The sequence below is a fragment of the Collimonas sp. OK607 genome, assembly GCF_900111995.1.
Lineage (GTDB): Bacteria > Pseudomonadota > Gammaproteobacteria > Burkholderiales > Burkholderiaceae_D > Collimonas.
The window spans coordinates 1-15,730 of the sequence record NZ_FOKF01000019.1 but is presented as its reverse complement, the minus strand read 5'-3'; the positions used below and the strand labels follow the sequence as shown (position 1 = coordinate 15,730).

Sequence of the window (15,730 nt, the reverse complement as noted above, 5' to 3'; positions counted from 1 at the left end):
CAAGGGCAAAAAAATCGATGAGCAGGTGACTCTGGCGAAGCTAGGGTTGACCTACGACCCTAATCGATTGCTTGATGCTCTCATTGAAAAATTTCACTTGAGCAACGATGCCGAACTGTGCCGTCTGCTCGAAATTTCACCACCAATAATTAGTAAAATTCGTCATCGTCGAATCCCGGTAAGTGCGCCACTGCTCATCGTAATACATGAGGCCAGCGGTATTTCCATCAAAGAATTACGCGCCTTGATGGGCGATTATGGCGAAAAATTCCGTATCGACGATAAAGCTCTCAAGCCAATAAAGATTAGCGCCCCCATAGACGCGGAGGAAAAGCTTGAAGACTTGGTGCCCTACGGCGCTAACCAATTGATTGATGCAGTGATCAATAAATTGCGATTGAAGAATGATGTAGCACTGTGTCGCCTGATGGGAATTAGCCCCCCAGAGATTAGCAACATTCGCCGTGGACGTAGGAAGGTAGGCGCAACGTTGTTAGTTCGATTGCATGAGGCCAGCGGCATTTCTATCGAAGAATTACGCGCCTTGATCGGCGACCACGGCGAAAAATTCCGTATCGGTGATAAAACCTCCCAAGCCACCAAATATTAACGCCCCCGTAGAAGTGGCGGAAACACCCATGCGCAATGGGTGGATTTTTCAGCGTTGAGCATTCAGAGACTATGGGGAATCATATCCGCGCTCACTAAACGTGAGTGCTACGTATTTGCTACAGCAAATAGTGAGAGGCAGAACTGGTGCGGGGTTTCAGTCTCATTCCACGCCGTGAACTATGGCGAGGACTGGAACAGGAATGCAGCGCTTGCAATACTGACGCAAGGCTTTCACAACATTCCATATCAATCAGGTGTGCGGAGATCAGCTCCGACAGTCTGGGCGAGAGTATAGCAAAGACTGGTGCAGCATAGCGGACCAAAGTCCGCTATGCTGCTGATTTGATGCTGCAGTTACTTGGCAGCGATAGGGAATGCGCAAACGAAATTCATCATGACCTCGGCGATCGAATCGGCCGCCGGTTTGACATAAGTCGAGTTTTTCAAGGCGTCGCTGTGATCCACCTTGGCGCCGGCGCCGTCAAGCCCGGCAAACAGAATCTCTTTCGTCAGTCGCACAGTCTTGGCTTTGCAATCGTATAAAGTGAAATCCTGATACGACTGGAAGGTCGGCAATACTTTAGCGTCGCCATCGTTCTTGCGCGGTTCCTTGAAATTCCACATCGACCAGGCTTCCCGGATACCTTTGTTTTCCTTGATCGATGCCTGGTCCAGCTTGAGCTCGGCGGTATCGCTGGATCCGACCGGTTGCCAGTCAGCTGCAGCCTGTGCCACGACGCAAGCCAGCCCCAGAGTAAGGGTGAGCGCTAATTTTTTCATGTGAATTTCCTTATAGAGTGCGAGCTTTGTTTCGACTCTGCATAGTAAACATTAATTCCGGTAGCGAGTATGCAATTTGGTAACAAAATGAAAAAAGCCCCGACTGAGACGGGGCTTTTGGCTACGGCAACGATGTGCCGCAGGATTTTCTTATGCTTTAGGTTTTGACAAGCATTGCTTCATGAATGCCTTGCGGTCGTCGCCCTTTTTATCGGTGGCGTTGGCATTACAGGATTTCATTTTCTCTTGCTGTGTCATTGGGGCGGCAGGAGCGGCAGCCGGTTTCGCGCTCAGGCAATCCTTCATGAACGCTTTGCGGTCATCCCCGGTTTTACCGGTTGCATCCTTGTTGCACGATGCCATTTTGCCTTGCTGCGAATTTGCGGCAAAGGCCGGGTTAAAAATAAAGCAGCAAGCGAGCAATGCAAGACCTGTCAGTTTTTTCATGATTTTCTCCGTTTCCACATTGGGGTTACCGCTTTAGTTACCGCATCAATTACAACATTAATTAACAATTATGCGGCCTGATGCATTACAGCACGAAAATTGTCAGCTGCCAATATGTGAGCTATATGCTTATGCGGTGCCGACATACGAGTGCAGTCGCATAAGAGGATCGACTTGATATTCATGAATCGTATGACGTGTATGTGAAAGCGAAATTGGATTAGTCATTCCAGATTACATATACTGCATTGCAACATAAACGATCAACTGAAAGGGAATATCATGTCTAGCATCTCACCTCCACTGCCGCTGTCAACACTTTCGATGCAAGCACAGGCGCGCGCTGATATGCATTCCCATGACAAGAACCTGACCAAGTCGCAGCCCGGTCTGCTGGACAAGCTGCTGGGTGCCTGGATCGCCCCTTACGAAGGAATGAGTGACTGTTACCTGCGCTTCTGAAAACGGACCGCAGCAAGAACCGCTCACCAGCCCCGCCGCTTGCGGGGCTTTTTTTTGCCCGCGAAACAGTTTTTTACGCTCCACTGCCAAGTTACCCACAGAAAATGTGCGCAAGCCTGTTGATAACTCCACAGTAAAAAATCCAAGCCATTGATTTATATCGTTTTTTAAACGATGCTCGCAGCAGGATCAAATTCCCTCCTGGATAAGTGCAATTAGCCGATACGCGATTTGTACAGGCAAAAAAAAGCCCGCTCACCTTGCGGTTGCGGGCTGAATCCAAACCTTAGGAGGTGTTGGAGGAGACAGGTGTAACTATATGGCGACGCAGCATGCATGTCTGCTTTATTTAACTGATAACAGATATTCAATATTTATATATCTTGGCCGTGTGCTTATCGCCTGTAGTATTTCTCGACGAACGTGCCTGCAAATCTGAGAATGCGTTTGTCAGTAAAGCGAGTTTTCATTTTGGCTCGTGATCATGACCGCGGCATGCATCGGCACGCGCCTTGTGCATCGTGCCATCCTTGCAACGCATCACGCTGTGCGTTCCCATGTTGTGATTACCTCCACCGTAAAACGATTCTGGATGCCGATCGTTTTTGGCGTCGGGATGCCCTTCCAGCACTGCTCCCGTGTATGGTCGCGGCATCGGTTCGCTTTGCGCTTGAGCCAAAGAGGAGAATGCAAGTGATAGCGTCAGCAAGCCTAGAAGCTTCTTCATATCAGACCTTTCGTAATAAATTTATCAGCAAGGACGATCTCTGACGCGAATCGATAACGTAGTGATGTGGAGGCGGAGCAAGGCAGTTCACTTATCGCTTGTTTGCTTCTTTAGGTTTTACTGCTTCTGCTCCGTGGTCCACTAAGCGGGGGCAGAGTGAAGTTTCGCGATAGGGCCTGCGAAAGTTCACTCTGCCCCCGGTTAGTTCGTACTTCTCTTCGTATTTACCGTAAAAAAACTTCGGTATTGCCAACGGCATTTCGAATAACTTCTTAGTCAGTCGCTTAAGGCCCGGTACAGCGCCGCGCCGGACCAGAGTTGCAGGTTGCCCTGTTCGGCGGCGTGGATCAGCGTTGTTACGCGCCGGTTGGCGGGCGCGTCGCGTGCCAGCGATTCGGCCAGGCGGACAATTGCACCGTTCAAATAATCCACTTCCGTCAAGCGCCCTGCTTGCAAGTCTTGCCACATGGATGAGCGCGCCTCGGGATCTATTTTCAGCATGGTCGCTGCAATTCGCTTGAAAAGTACATCAGGTAAACGCAATATGACCGGCAGCAGTTGCGGCCCGACCTTGGCGATCCTGGCTGGCCGGATTCCGGCGGTGCGCAGCACATCCAATGCCTCTGCAATCAGCAAGGCCAGGCAACGTCGGTAGGCCCTCTGCGACAACTGGCTCTTGAGCGCCAGGCCGGACAGCGCATTCACTGCGTTATTCAAATTCAACAACAGCTTGCCCCACTGGATTGCCGCGAAATCCTCGCATTGCTGCAGCGGCAAATGGGCCTGGCGAAAGAACGCCAGCCAGGGTTCCAGCGCGGCGCATGTCTCAATCATCAACTCACCGCCGCTGGCGCGATGAAAACGATTGCCTTCCATCTGCACCACATTGAACGGCACCATGGCCGCCAGCACCTGCCAGCCGGGCATCAGACCGCGCAAGGTATCGACATTGCCAACGCCATTTTGCAAACTGACGATCAGCGCCGACGGCTTGGCATGTTCTGCAATGGCGCTCGCCGCAGCGGCACTATCGGCACTCTTGACGGTAACCAGGATCAGATCGGCCTCGGCCAACGCGGCGGCACTTTCCTGATACGGCACATGCTCGCCCTCTAGGTGTTGCCGACGACCTTCCAGATCGCTCAGCAGCACGCCCTGGCTGGCAATCTGGCGCCCCATGCGGGGCCGCCCTACCAGCACCACATCGGCGCCCGCAGCCAGCAGCGACGCGCCGATATAAACACCGATCGAACCGGCGCCGAAAACGGCGATTTTCATTGCATCATTTTGTACATCGCCGGCCATCAATAGGAGATATGCAGGCGTCGATACAAGAAGCCCAGGACAAACAACGGGCCGATCAGCAGGAAGCGCAAATCGTCAAAGAACGACGGCTTCTTACCCTCGATCTTGTGCCCGATAAACTGCCCAATCCAGGCGATTACAAACACGCTGACCGAGAGCGGCAGCACCAGGCCCGGCGGCAAGATATAGAGCAACGCCAGCATCGCGCCCGACATCAGCAACATGCCGATTGCCAGCGGCGTCGACAGTGAAAAATAGTAAAACATGGCGGCCAGCGCAGCCGCCAGCGCCACCCAGGGATGGATCACCCACAGCAAACCCAACAACGTGAAAACGATCACCGGCACGCAAATGAAATGGATCACTTCATTCACCGGATTCAGATGGCTTTCAGAGTATTTGTCCAGCAGCGTGTCTATAGAACGGCCCGCTGCCGGTTGCGAATGCTGGTTCATGAAGGTCTCCGTCTTTTTTTGTATGCGACTATCTTAGACCATCATTCTTCCTCGCGCTTGAGCGCAGCCTCCATTTTTTCAGTTCGGGCGACGCCGTGCCAGGGCGGCTAAACAGGCTAGATAAGCAGGCTAGAATTTATGACAAGTGCAGTTGCCCCAGCGGTACAAATGCATTTTGTGGAAAACGTTTTTAATCTCGTTCGGTACGCCGCCAAACAACACTTCGGGCGCGGTCAGGCCAAACACGCCCAGGCTGATCGACGGCTCCAGCGCCACCACCGCGTGCCAGGTGCGTTTGGGAATGAACAGTGCATCGCCCGCCTCCACCCGCGCATATAAGCCTTGCGTCTTTTCAAATTCCTTGAGCTGGTCCGGCTGTTGGTCGAGGCGAGAGATATTGATATCGCTCAGGATCGCACCCCAGTCGTATTTCTCGGAAATACACATGTGCGGCGTTTGTTCCGGCGGGAACAGGATGAATTCCTTGCTGCCGCGTACCTGGCAAAACCAGTTATTCGGAAAATCGTAGTGCAGGCCGGTCACCGTATTTGCCGGGCCCATGAAGACATACTCCCAGGTCCAGCGCAGACCCGGCCACAGATCCTTAATCGAAAAGTCATGGCGCAGCGCGGGGAATTCATCAAGGATATTCCATTGCGCCAGATACATGCGATCTGGTTGAAACGATTGCATGTGCGACCAGTCGAGAAAAAATCGCTCACCGGCCGCCAGTTGATGACGGCGCCGGTCTGGCAGCAAGCCAACGTCGTCCGGCAGGCCTTGCCGGCCCAGCGTCGCCAGCTCTTGCAGATAAGGGCTGACCGGCATCACCGGCCGATGCCGGGTCTGCCCCTGTTCCACCAGGCCGTTCTGGAATTTCACCTGCGGTTCAGAACCATCCTTGTGGCGCAGCGCCGCCATCTGCTCGAACGACCAGCTTTTCTGGGCCGGCCAGTTACGCAGCGCGCCCTTGACCAGCAAAGGCCGGTTACGGTCGCCGAAACCGCCCTCGCGTTGCAGCTGCTCGGCATCGATCTGGTCGACTAACTGGAAGGAAGGCCCGCGAATCGAAGTCATAGGTGAATATCTGAGATAAAAAATCGAAAAAAACGGATTGCACTGACAGCAATCCGTTAGTTTAGCAGGATGGCTTGAGAATTTTTCTACCGCGATTGTCTCTGAAAATTGTGCCTAGAAATTCCGTATGTCGTCCTGAATCATCCTGATCCGGTTGTCACCGTTGAGGCGGTTGATCAACTGTGCTTGCGCCGCGCGCCAAAGTTGATCCCGGTCCATCAGATAACCTTCGGTTCGATAGCCATAGCGGCCGTTACCCGGTACGTCGCCATAGTAGCTGATGGTGGTGCGGCGGCTTTCGGCAACTTCGTCATAACGCAGATCAAGGGGCGGCGCCCTGGTGACGGACAGATCCAGCACGATCTGCATCGAATTTACTTCCTCCACGACTTTACGGTTGAAACGATAGGTGCGCACCGCCGTCGAGCCGTCCTGTTTCTTGAATTCGACGTTTTCGCTCATCGCCTCTACGTATTGCCTGGATTTGGGTGGGTAGTATATGTAGGAGGTATTCAGATACATGCCTAGGTCGGCTTTGGCGCCGCCTTGATATTGAAACCGGGTGAAACCGAGATCAAACAATCCCAGCACGCTTCTGGTGATATCGCCCTCCGGTTCGTTGCTGCTGATTTGCAGCACGACAGTACCCATGGCGTGATATTTTTCCGACAACGGCTGCGCATCCTTATAAGCACCGTGATCGCGGTACACGTCAGAGGCGTTATAAAAAGCCTGGCTGGCGTCGCGATACATGGCTCTGCTGCGTTGCGCATTGCGCGCTACCAGATCCTGCCCTTGCTGGTAATACGCTGCAGCGTCCTTGTTATCAGCTGCAAATTTATATTTTCCGGCTTGCTTCCTGGCGTCTTTATAGTCGCCGTACTTTTGATAAACATCGGCAGCGGCTGCGAAGCTGATGGCTGCCTGGCGGTCATCCTTGTAGACAACGGCAGACGTAGCTTTCAGGTAGTACTGCCCGGCCAGTTTTTCCCGCAATACCGCATCGGAATAGCGATCCGGCAAATCGGTATACCTTGCGTAATAGCGCCTTTCGGCCAGCATGGTCCTGATTTCCAGCAAGGCCGAACAGGCAGCTATTTTCTTGTCGTACTCCAGAGGGTTGGCGCTGTTGATTGCGGTTTCGTAGTTGCTTTCAATAATCCGCATGCGTTCGCGGATGCCATTTCTTTCATCGCTATCGTCGTAATCCGCTTTCTTGTATTTTTCATCGAGATAGACGAGTGTCGACTTTACGCTGGCGACATAGTTGCCACCTTCGAATTGCGAAATCGATGTGGATAAAGATGCACACCCCGCGAGCAATAACGCGCAGCCAAACAACAAAAAAACAGATAGGACGGTTTTAATTTTTTGCATTCTTTTCCCTGTAGCGATTTGCCGCGCTTTAGCAATTCGGGCAATGGCAGATCTTAAGCGGAAGTGCAAGGAGGATGCAATCTCGACAACCGTCATAAAAAAACCGCGCTCTCATGGCGAGATCGCGGTTAACCGGTGCGGGGGGCACTGGAGGGAGACCGGAAAAAAAAAGCCCGCCGCCATACGGCGGCGGGCTAAATATCAACATAGGAGAGGATAGGCTCCGATAGACAGCTTTATTCTAGTGACAAACAGAAGCTGCCACACCTGTCAGATTTAACAGGTTTACAAATCAGGTACCTTGACCGCCATATCATTTATGACAACATTTAAATTCATGCTTTTTTATTAATCGTCGGTGGCAAATGCAGTGCCGCCGGCTGACAGTTCAATTCGCCAAAAACTCGCGCCACGGCTCAAAGTATTTTTCACGCCAGCCAATCTTGACCTGCTCGTAATCCTGGTCTGGCACGTCCAGATGCACAAGCTCTATGCGCCCATGCTCACCTTGGGAATGAAACGACAGGATCAGGACCGAATCCGGATCGTCTGCGGCAAACGCCGTCGAACGCCAGGTCTGAACGATCAGCCTGGGCTTGGCCACCTGCAGCATGACGCCGGTCAGGGCGCCATCGAACGCCGAAAACTCAGCGCCGGCTTCGCCACCAATGGTGACCGGCAGCCCGGTGATTGCCTGATGCATCACCGGATCCATATACATATCGAACAACGCCTCGGGGGGCGCCTTCAAGACCACCGTTTTATAAATTACATTGCGCATGCTGGTTCTTCCTGCTGTTAGCAAATCATCAGGTCAAGCATCAAGTCAGCAAGCGCCAGGGATTCTACTTAGGAATGGCGCACTGAGAAAATTTCCGGGCCGGGGCCAGGGTAAATACGATTACGAATGCGAGTGCAAATACAGCCACCGCCACAAAACTTTACCTCATTTTTCAAAAACTCATTTCATTGCGCGCCGCATACCCACGTACATGGCTTCTACCTTCTCGCGCGCCCATTCTGTCTTGCGCAGAAATGTCAGGCTGGATTTGATGCTGGGATCGCTCTTGAAACAACGGATGTCGATCCGCTGCCCCAATCCATCCCAGCCGTAATGGGCTACCAGTTCGGTCAGCATCGCTTCCAGCGTAACGCCGTGCAAATGATGATGTGTGTTCTGTGTCATGCGTTTCTCGATCAAGGTTCAGGCTGACATTCTACGGCCACATGAACCTGCAGCACTGTACACGGCACAGTATTCAAGTTTTCGGCAGTTCTGTCATTATCTAAATTACAACTATACAGGTTACCCACAGAAATTGTGGACAGTCCTGTTGATAACTACCGAGCGTTTTAGTTATGTCGTTGATATATATGAATTTTTTATCACTGCACAGAGTTGCCGCGGGGCCAGCCTGAGAATGTTTAAAAATCGTTTAAGAATCCTTTAATTCAATCCGGCTAAACTGTGACGGTTTTCGATCTTTGTTTGCCGTTGCTAAGGAGCTGGTGCCATGCGTTTGCTGTTGGTAGAAGACGATCTGATGGTTGGCGAAGCCGTGCGCAAGGGATTGCGCCAGGACGGTTTTGCCGTCGACTGGGTGCAGGACGGCGCTGCGGCGCTGAGTGCGCTGGCCCAAGAGGATTACCAGTTACTGCTGCTCGATCTCGGCTTACCGAAAAAAAACGGCCTGGAGGTCCTGAAGTCGCTGCGCGCCGGCGGCAACCGGATTCCGGTGCTGATACTGACTGCGCGCGATGCCGTATCGGACCGGGTGGCCGGCCTGGATGGCGGCGCCGACGACTACCTGGTCAAGCCGTTTGACCTGGAAGAACTGGCGGCCCGGATTCGCGCCCTGCTGCGGCGCCAGTCCGGACGTGCCGAACCGTTGATCGAGCTGGGCCAGTTGACGCTCAATCCGGCTACCCATGAGGTGCTGCTGGAAGGCCGCCAGGTCAATCTCTCGGCGCGCGAATTCGCGTTGCTTCGCGCCTTCCTGGATCGTCCTGGCGTGGTGCTGTCGCGAGCGCAACTGGAAGAAAAAATGTACGGATGGGATGACAGCATTGAAAGTAATGCGGTGGAGGTCTACATCCACGCCTTGCGTAAAAAACTCGGCAGCAATTTCATCAAGAATGTACGCGGCATCGGTTATATGGTGGCCAAATGACGTCGACATCATCGTCAAGACTATCAATCCCATCCATACGGAAGAGTTTGCTGCTATGGCTGGCAGTCGGTTTGAGCGGCGCCATCCTGGTGGCCGGCGGCGCCCTGTATTTCCAGGCGCGCGGCGAGGCCAACGAATTATTCGATTATCAAATGCGGCAGATCGTCGCCTCCCTGCCGCGCCAGGCGTTTTCTCCGATGATAGAAAATGGCGATAGCGGGCCGGAACTGGATGATCAGATCATGATCCAGATCTGGGACAACACCGGCGTCGTCATTTATCATTCGCATGGGCAGGCAAACTTGCCGTTGCAAGCCGAACTGGGCTTTACCAATGTCCGCCAGAGCAATGGCGTGTGGCGCGTGTACAGTGCACAGATCGGCAATACCGTGGTGCAGATCGCGCAACCGCAAAGCGCGCGCAATCAGATTGCGGCACAGATGGCGATCAAGACCGTCACTCCACTGCTGCTGCTGTTTCCCTTGCTGGGCATATTGATCTGGGTGGCCGTCGGCCGCGGGCTGGCGCCGATCAGGCGCGCTGCGGCAGAAGTCCAGTCACGGGACATGCACGCCTTGTCGCCGATTCCCGATGCCACGCTGCCGCGCGAAATCCGGCCGCTCACCCAGGCGCTCAACGATTTACTGGCGCGCCTCGGTCAATCCATCAATGCGCAACGCGCGTTCGTTGCCGACGCCGCGCACGAACTGCGCACACCGCTGACCGCCCTGCGCCTGCAAGTCCAGCTGGCTGAACGCGCCACCGACGACGGTGAACGGCAAGCAGCTTTCGGCGATCTGAAACAAGGACTGGAACGCGCCACGCATTTGCTGCAACAATTGCTGACGCTGGCACGCCAGGAACCCGGCGCCTTTGAACAAGCCCACGTCGAACTCGATTTGCGCGCCCTTCTGCATAGCGTAATCGGCGACTTCGCCCTGAGCGCCCATGAGCGCCAGATCGATCTGGGCATCGGCACCGAGATGCCGGCCAGCCTGACCGGCAACGCCGATGCCTTGCGCATTCTGTTCAATAATTTGATCGACAACGCCCTGCGGCACAGCCCGCCTGGTAGCAGCATCGATGTCTCGCTTGCCGCAGATGCCGCCGGTGTTACGGTTTCTGTGGAAGATCACGGCCCCGGTATTCCAGATGCCGATTTGCAGCGCGTATTCGATCGCTTCTACCGCGCTGCCGACAGCCAGACGCAGTCGCATGGCAGTGGCCTGGGGCTGGCGATCGTCAAGCAGATTGCCGATGCCCACCGCGCCAGCGTCAATTTGGAAAATACCGGGCACGGGCTGCGTGTCAGTGTGCACTTTGCGGCCTGATGCATTATTCGAGGCGCTCTTTAAGGGCATCTCTGATGAACTTGTAATTTGCCGCGCATAAACGCGGATTGTGACGTTCCCCGCCTTTGCCGCCTCCCTTTGTCATTAATGCGCTGCAAAAAAACATCGAAATGCTCCAATTACTTACTATTTTATTAACAATTTAAAACTACAATAATGTAACTACATATTTGGAGTTACAATGTTTTCATGGGATGACCTCAAGAACCAGGGTAATCAGCGTAAACATGGCGTCAGCTTTGAGACCGCAGCGCTCGTCTTTGACGACCCCCTGCACATCACCAGGCGAGAGCGTGTTGAAAACTACGAACATCGGTGGCAAACAGTTGGCATGGTCGGCGGCATCGCCTTGCTTTTGGTAGCCCACACCTGGCATGAAGCAGAGAGCGGTTCAGAATATATTCGAATCATCTCAGCGCGGCGTGCAACAAAGTTGGAAAGGAAAATCTATGAGCAAGGTACCTGAATCAATCCGCAAGGAACTGGCAGCATTAGCCGCCACGTCGGAGAACGATATCGATTTCTCCGACCTCCCGGCTACAACCCGACAAGACTGGCAAGGTGCGGTCCGCGGAAAATTCTATCGCCCTCTCAAACAACAATTGACGGTACGGATTGACGCTGATGTCGTGGAATGGCTTAAGGAAGAAGGAAAAGGTTATCAAAGCCGCTTGAACGACATCTTACGGGCTGCAATGCTAGATAAAGTCCGCCACCGGTAGAGCGGATGATTTAAAAATAAGCACTTGGTTTTCTTCTTTTTTATTCTTAAGTCTGCTTTAATTTTTAGTATTTATGCTGTGTGCTAGTTCTAGTCCATCTGCAAAGGAGCACAGCATGAATAGTCAGACCTTTACCCGCAGCATCATCGCCGCCGCCGTTCTGGTGTTGGCCGGCGGCGCCTACCTGCATTCGAAGAACGGCGATATCGGTATCGACAACGCCAATGCGGCGATCGTGGCACCAGCGCAGGCTGTGGCGCCGGTAAGCAATACTGCGCCGGCCGTGGCTGTGGCCACCGATTTTTCCGGCATAGTTGAACGCTCCGGACCTGCCGTGGTGAACATCAGCGTCACCGGCAAAGCGAAACAGAGTGCGGTTGCCGACCAGGACGACTCCGGCGAACTCGACCCTAACGATCCGTTCTCACAATTTTTCAAGCGTTTCGGCCCGCAGCTGCAAATCCCTAGCCATCCGCAAATCATGCGCGGCGAAGGCTCTGGCTTCATCATCAGCACCGACGGCCTGATACTGACCAACGCCCACGTGGTCGACGGCGCCCAGGAAGTGACAGTCAAGCTAACCGACCGCCGCGAATTCAAGGCCAAAGTGCTGGGCTCCGACAAACAGAGCGATATCGCGGTGATACGGATCGACGCAAAAAACCTGCCGACGGTGCAGATCGGCAATCCGGCGCTGACCAAGGTTGGCGAACCGGTACTGGCGATCGGCTCGCCTTACGGCTTTGAAAACACCGCTACCGCCGGCATCGTCAGCGCCAAGTCGCGCTCCCTGCCGGACGATAATTACGTGCCGTTCATCCAGACCGATGTCGCCGTCAATCCTGGCAACTCGGGTGGACCGCTGTTCAATATCAGAGGCGAAGTGATCGGCATCAATTCGCAGATCTATAGCCAGACCGGCGGCTATCAGGGGCTGTCTTTTGCGATTCCGATCGATGTCGCCACCAAGGTTGAGCAGCAACTGGTCAAGCATGGCAAGGTCATCCGCAGCCATCTGGGCGTCAGCGTGCAAGAAGTCAACCAGGCACTGGCGGAATCTTTCGGCTTGAAGACTGCCGCCGGCGCGCTGGTAAGCTCGGTTGACAAAGGCAGCCCGGCCGACAAGGGCGGCCTCCAAACCGGCGATGTGATCCTGCGTTTCAATGGCCAGCCGATCAATCATTCGTCCGACTTGCCGAGCCTGGTGGCCGACACGGCACCCGGCACCAGCAGCACGATCGAGGTGATGCGCAACGGCCAGGCCAAGACGCTGACCGTCAAGCCGACCGAAGCGGAAGCGCTCAAAACTGCCAGCAACGACACTGGCGCCGGTTCGCAAGCACGGCTCGGGCTGGCGCTGCGCCAGCTCACCCCGGACGAACAGCAACAGGTCGGCACACACGGCGGGCTGGTGGTGGAAGATGCAACCGGACCGTCGGCACTGGCCGGCATCCAGCGTGGCGACGTGATCCTGTCGCTCAACGGCAAGCCGGTCAACAGCGTCGAGCAGTTGCGTCAATTGGTAAGCAAGGCCGGCAAGAACGTGGCGCTACTGGTGCAACGCGACAAGGATAAGATCTTTGTGCCTTTGAATCTGGGCTAACGCGCCAACACAGCAGGATGGGGTTACGATGACTGAACTGTTAAACAAACCGGTCAAAAACAACAATCTATCGCAACACATCCTGCCCTCTTCCGCCACGATGATCGGGGTTTGCATTACCGCCCTGTCGATCATCAAACTCGCCAGGTTCAGCGGACTGGCAATCTGGCTGAGCCATCTGCTGGCGCTGAACAGCCTGGTATTCCTGACCAGCGGCATACTCTCGTATGCCGCCATGCGTTCAAGCCGTAGCGCACGGCTGGAGCAATACGCTGACATCGCCTTCATCTTTGGCTTGATTCTGCTGAGCCTGTCCACCGTCTTCATGGCGGTTGTGATTGACTAAACCCTCCCTGATTGAATTTTCATTCCAGTCAAAGTTACCCACAGAAACTGTGGATAGTCCTGTTGATAACTCCAATGTGTTTTAGCTATGTTGTTGATATATATGGATTTTTTTATCCTGCTTAATGTTGTGCGAGCAACGGCGTTCAAATAACATCGGATACGTCTGCCCACTGTACATATCCACACTGCAAAAAGGTGTCGCTTGAACGAGCGCTCGGTTTGTAATTTGCGCCAGGCTTGCCTAAGCTAGTTAAGCTTTACTATGAGGCTCACATTAAGTTTCACCATCCGTCCCGGCAGATTCAGTACCGGCAGCCATCACGCCCGTCAGATGACAGCAAATGAAATTGCGATTTCAACAAGCAAAGTCCGCCTATCAAATATAATTTCAAAAAAAATCTGTGGTTTGTCGATCTCTCTGCCGCCCGTTCGACTAATTAGCAGATCCCGGATTTAACCCGGCTGCAGCCGGTCCCCTGTACAAACCATTGAAACCAGACGGAGATATCACGATGCGATTCATGATCATACGCAAGGCAGACAAGAACACCGAGGCGGGTACCATGCCCAGCACAGAGCTGATCGCCGCCATGATGAAATACAACGAAGAAATGGTACAAGCCGGCGTCATGGTGGCCGGCGAAGGCCTGCAACCTAGCGTCAAAGGCGCGCGCATCAAATTCTCGGGCGGCAAACCGACCGTGTTCGATGGTCCTTTCGCCGAAACCAAGGAATTGATCGCCGGCTTTACCATGATCCAGGTGCAATCGCGGCAGGAGGCCATTGAATGGGTCAAGCGCTGGCCAGCGCTTGACGGTGACGGCGCGGTCGAACTGGAGCTGCGCCAGGTATTCGAGGCGGAAGATTTCGGCGACGAATTCACGCCTGAACTGAGAGAGACCGAAGAACGCTTACGCCAGCAAAGCGCCGGCCAGCACAACAACGCCAACTCCTGATCCACGTCATATCGCTGGCAACACAGAGGAAACCATGATCAAAACCATCGTTATCATCGTCGTCGTTGTACTGGCCGGCATCTTCGGCTATGCCGCCACCCGGCCCGACACTTTCCGCGTGCAGCGCACGATTTCGATCAAGGCGCCGCCGGAAAAGATTTTCGCCCGCGTCAACGATTTTCATGAATGGGGAAGCTGGTCGCCTTACGAAAAACTGGATCCGGCGATGAAAAGAACCTTCAGCGGCGCCGCCAGCGGCAAGGGTGCTGCGTATGCATGGGAAGGTTCGGACAAAGTCGGCGCCGGGCGCATGGAGATCAGCGACACATCGCCATCGAAAACCCTCATCAAGCTAGATTTCAGCAAGCCGTTCAAAAGCAGCAACACTGCCGAATTTAGCGTCGACGCCCAAGGCGGCAGCAGCAACGTTACCTGGTCCATGTATGGCCCCTCGCCTTATATCAGCAAGGTGATGGGATTATTTTTCAGCATGGACAGCATGATCGGCAAGGATTTTGAAACAGGCCTTGCCAACCTGAAGACCGCCGTCGAAAAATAAGACGGACACTATTGCGCCAAGCCCGGCGCGGTTTCATCCCTAATCGCAGTAATAAAGGAGAACATTATGCTATTGAATGCCTATCTTAATTTCGACGGCCAGTGCGACGCCGCGTTCAAGTTATACCAACAAGTCCTGGGCGGGAAAATCGCCTTCAGATTAACCAACGCCGAATCACCGATGGCAGAACAAACGCCACCTGATCGACAAGACAAAATCGTGCACATGCGGCTGGAAATGGATGGTGGAGTCTTGATGGGTTCAGACTGCCCACCGGAATATTTTGAGAAAATGCAAGGCATGGTCCTGTCGATTAATGTCGACACGATTGCGGAGGGAAAACGTATCTTTGATGCACTGTCGAAGAACGGCAAGGTCAAAATGCCGTACGAAAAAACGTTTTGGGCCGCCGGTTTCGGCATGCTGGAAGATCAGTTTGGTACGCCTTGGATGGTTAACTGCGAGAAGGATAGCTGACCGGCGTTGAAACCGGGCGGCTGCGTCGCTTTTGACGTTGCAGCTGCTTTTGACGTTGCAGTTGTTTTTGACGTGCATTCCGCATTGGGACGCTGCCAAATGTGGTGCGTGTCAGTCGGGAATTGTGGGAAGACATGTTTGAGCGCAGCGAGTTGGTCTTTCCACACGACTGATACGCGCCACATTTGGGGACCTGACCGGAGGGAAGGCAGTGGCTTTGCGGTCGCCTTCTTTTTGGTTACTTTTTCTTGGCGAAGCAAGAAAAAGTGACTAGCTGCCGGGCTACCCCCGGCGCACGTA

General features: G+C 53.9%; 19 protein-coding genes and 1 pseudogene. 11 read left to right on the top strand and 9 right to left on the bottom strand.

Annotation, left to right across the window (positions count from 1 at the left end; all coding sequences use genetic code 11):
• Positions 1–13: 13 nt before the first annotated feature.
• Positions 14–316 (top strand): annotated as a pseudogene (locus tag BM029_RS26100) (hypothetical protein); the annotation flags it as partial.
• Positions 317–966: 650 nt separating this feature from the next.
• On the opposite strand, the gene BM029_RS14080 reads toward BM029_RS26100, so the two are convergent.
• Together BM029_RS14080 and BM029_RS14075 are read right to left on the bottom strand one after the other, a co-directional pair.
• A complete protein-coding gene (locus BM029_RS14080; protein ID WP_092416386.1) occupies positions 967–1,392 on the bottom strand; it encodes a surface-adhesin E family protein in 426 nt (141 codons plus the stop codon).
• Positions 1,393–1,542: 150 nt separating this feature from the next.
• A complete protein-coding gene (locus BM029_RS14075; protein ID WP_092437011.1) occupies positions 1,543–1,839 on the bottom strand; it encodes a PsiF family protein in 297 nt (98 codons plus the stop codon).
• Between the two features lie 282 nt (positions 1,840–2,121).
• On the opposite strand from BM029_RS14075, the gene BM029_RS14070 reads away from it, so the two are divergent.
• Complete coding sequence (locus BM029_RS14070) at positions 2,122–2,301, top strand: hypothetical protein (protein ID WP_092437009.1); 180 nt, start codon at positions 2,122–2,124, stop codon at positions 2,299–2,301.
• A gap of 466 nt (positions 2,302–2,767) precedes the next feature.
• Here the strand turns inward: BM029_RS14070 and BM029_RS14065 are convergent, their stop codons facing one another.
• The 7 genes from BM029_RS14065 to BM029_RS14035 form a co-directional block, all read right to left on the bottom strand.
• Positions 2,768–3,028 carry a hypothetical protein gene (locus BM029_RS14065; RefSeq protein ID WP_092437007.1) on the bottom strand — a complete coding sequence of 87 codons (261 nt, stop codon included), beginning with the start codon at positions 3,026–3,028 and terminating at the stop codon, positions 2,768–2,770.
• Between the two features lie 276 nt (positions 3,029–3,304).
• Complete coding sequence (locus BM029_RS14060; protein ID WP_092437159.1) at positions 3,305–4,306, bottom strand: 2-dehydropantoate 2-reductase; 1,002 nt, start codon at positions 4,304–4,306, stop codon at positions 3,305–3,307.
• Positions 4,307–4,332: 26 nt separating this feature from the next.
• On the bottom strand, positions 4,333–4,788 hold the full coding sequence (locus BM029_RS14055; protein ID WP_092437005.1) for an Mpo1 family 2-hydroxy fatty acid dioxygenase: 456 nt from the start codon (positions 4,786–4,788) through the stop codon (positions 4,333–4,335).
• Between the two features lie 129 nt (positions 4,789–4,917).
• Entirely contained in the window at positions 4,918–5,865 is a 948-nt protein-coding gene (locus BM029_RS14050) for a cupin-like domain-containing protein (RefSeq protein WP_092437003.1), read from the bottom strand.
• A gap of 114 nt (positions 5,866–5,979) precedes the next feature.
• The gene (locus BM029_RS14045; RefSeq protein ID WP_092437001.1) at positions 5,980–7,242 is read right to left on the bottom strand and encodes a hypothetical protein; all 1,263 of its coding nucleotides are present in this window, start codon (positions 7,240–7,242) and stop codon (positions 5,980–5,982) included.
• A gap of 388 nt (positions 7,243–7,630) precedes the next feature.
• A complete protein-coding gene (locus tag BM029_RS14040; protein ID WP_092436999.1) occupies positions 7,631–8,023 on the bottom strand; it encodes an SRPBCC domain-containing protein in 393 nt (130 codons plus the stop codon).
• 180 nt (positions 8,024–8,203) lie between these two features.
• Positions 8,204–8,428 (bottom strand): VF530 family protein, encoded by a 225-nt coding sequence (locus tag BM029_RS14035; protein WP_092416380.1) that lies wholly within the window; start codon positions 8,426–8,428, stop codon positions 8,204–8,206.
• Between the two features lie 328 nt (positions 8,429–8,756).
• Here BM029_RS14035 and BM029_RS14030 point away from each other — a divergent pair, with 328 nt between their 5' ends.
• The 9 genes from BM029_RS14030 (at position 8,757) to BM029_RS13990 (ending at position 15,430) form a co-directional block, all read left to right on the top strand.
• Positions 8,757–9,413, top strand: coding sequence for a response regulator (locus BM029_RS14030; protein ID WP_092436997.1), 657 nt, complete (start codon positions 8,757–8,759; stop codon positions 9,411–9,413).
• A gap of 26 nt (positions 9,414–9,439) precedes the next feature.
• A complete protein-coding gene (locus BM029_RS14025) occupies positions 9,440–10,744 on the top strand; it encodes a sensor histidine kinase (RefSeq protein WP_092437157.1) in 1,305 nt (434 codons plus the stop codon).
• Between the two features lie 202 nt (positions 10,745–10,946).
• Positions 10,947–11,231, top strand: a complete 285-nt coding sequence (locus tag BM029_RS14020; RefSeq protein ID WP_092436996.1) for a BrnT family toxin — start codon at positions 10,947–10,949, stop codon at positions 11,229–11,231.
• On the top strand, positions 11,215–11,487 hold the full coding sequence (locus BM029_RS14015) for a BrnA antitoxin family protein (RefSeq protein WP_092436994.1): 273 nt from the start codon (positions 11,215–11,217) through the stop codon (positions 11,485–11,487). Before BM029_RS14020 ends, BM029_RS14015 begins: the two co-directional genes overlap by 17 nt.
• Positions 11,488–11,602: 115 nt before the next feature.
• Positions 11,603–13,090, top strand: a complete 1,488-nt coding sequence (locus tag BM029_RS14010; protein WP_092436992.1) for a DegQ family serine endoprotease — start codon at positions 11,603–11,605, stop codon at positions 13,088–13,090.
• Between the two features lie 28 nt (positions 13,091–13,118).
• On the top strand, positions 13,119–13,436 hold the full coding sequence (locus tag BM029_RS14005; RefSeq protein ID WP_092436990.1) for a hypothetical protein: 318 nt from the start codon (positions 13,119–13,121) through the stop codon (positions 13,434–13,436).
• Positions 13,437–13,950: 514 nt separating this feature from the next.
• On the top strand, positions 13,951–14,394 hold the full coding sequence (locus BM029_RS14000; protein WP_092436988.1) for a YciI family protein: 444 nt from the start codon (positions 13,951–13,953) through the stop codon (positions 14,392–14,394).
• A gap of 34 nt (positions 14,395–14,428) precedes the next feature.
• Positions 14,429–14,953, top strand: coding sequence for an SRPBCC family protein (locus BM029_RS13995; protein WP_092436986.1), 525 nt, complete (start codon positions 14,429–14,431; stop codon positions 14,951–14,953).
• Positions 14,954–15,019: 66 nt separating this feature from the next.
• Positions 15,020–15,430, top strand: a complete 411-nt coding sequence (locus BM029_RS13990) for a VOC family protein (RefSeq protein ID WP_092436984.1) — start codon at positions 15,020–15,022, stop codon at positions 15,428–15,430.
• The last annotated feature ends 300 nt before the right edge of the window (positions 15,431–15,730 follow it).

Excerpts from the sequence above, each read along its gene's own strand:
- BM029_RS14080 (WP_092416386.1), bottom strand. The coding sequence starts at position 1,392 with ATGAAAAAATTAGCGCTCACCCTTACTCTGGGGCTGGCTTGCGTCGTG.
- BM029_RS14045 (WP_092437001.1), bottom strand. The coding sequence starts at position 7,242 with ATGCAAAAAATTAAAACCGTCCTATCTGTTTTTTTGTTGTTTGGCTGC.
- BM029_RS14075 (WP_092437011.1), bottom strand. The coding sequence starts at position 1,839 with ATGAAAAAACTGACAGGTCTTGCATTGCTCGCTTGCTGCTTTATTTTT.
- BM029_RS14060 (WP_092437159.1), bottom strand. The coding sequence starts at position 4,306 with ATGAAAATCGCCGTTTTCGGCGCCGGTTCGATCGGTGTTTATATCGGC.
- BM029_RS14040 (WP_092436999.1), bottom strand. The coding sequence starts at position 8,023 with ATGCGCAATGTAATTTATAAAACGGTGGTCTTGAAGGCGCCCCCCGAG.
- BM029_RS14000 (WP_092436988.1), top strand. The coding sequence starts at position 13,951 with ATGCGATTCATGATCATACGCAAGGCAGACAAGAACACCGAGGCGGGT.
- BM029_RS13995 (WP_092436986.1), top strand. The coding sequence starts at position 14,429 with ATGATCAAAACCATCGTTATCATCGTCGTCGTTGTACTGGCCGGCATC.
- BM029_RS14055 (WP_092437005.1), bottom strand. The coding sequence starts at position 4,788 with ATGAACCAGCATTCGCAACCGGCAGCGGGCCGTTCTATAGACACGCTG.
- BM029_RS14050 (WP_092437003.1), bottom strand. The coding sequence starts at position 5,865 with ATGACTTCGATTCGCGGGCCTTCCTTCCAGTTAGTCGACCAGATCGAT.
- BM029_RS13990 (WP_092436984.1), top strand. The coding sequence starts at position 15,020 with ATGCTATTGAATGCCTATCTTAATTTCGACGGCCAGTGCGACGCCGCG.
- BM029_RS14035 (WP_092416380.1), bottom strand. The coding sequence starts at position 8,428 with ATGACACAGAACACACATCATCATTTGCACGGCGTTACGCTGGAAGCG.
- BM029_RS14010 (WP_092436992.1), top strand. The coding sequence starts at position 11,603 with ATGAATAGTCAGACCTTTACCCGCAGCATCATCGCCGCCGCCGTTCTG.
- BM029_RS14020 (WP_092436996.1), top strand. The coding sequence starts at position 10,947 with ATGTTTTCATGGGATGACCTCAAGAACCAGGGTAATCAGCGTAAACAT.
- BM029_RS14070 (WP_092437009.1), top strand. The coding sequence starts at position 2,122 with ATGTCTAGCATCTCACCTCCACTGCCGCTGTCAACACTTTCGATGCAA.
- BM029_RS14065 (WP_092437007.1), bottom strand. The coding sequence starts at position 3,028 with ATGAAGAAGCTTCTAGGCTTGCTGACGCTATCACTTGCATTCTCCTCT.
- BM029_RS14030 (WP_092436997.1), top strand. The coding sequence starts at position 8,757 with ATGCGTTTGCTGTTGGTAGAAGACGATCTGATGGTTGGCGAAGCCGTG.
- BM029_RS14005 (WP_092436990.1), top strand. The coding sequence starts at position 13,119 with ATGACTGAACTGTTAAACAAACCGGTCAAAAACAACAATCTATCGCAA.
- BM029_RS14015 (WP_092436994.1), top strand. The coding sequence starts at position 11,215 with ATGAGCAAGGTACCTGAATCAATCCGCAAGGAACTGGCAGCATTAGCC.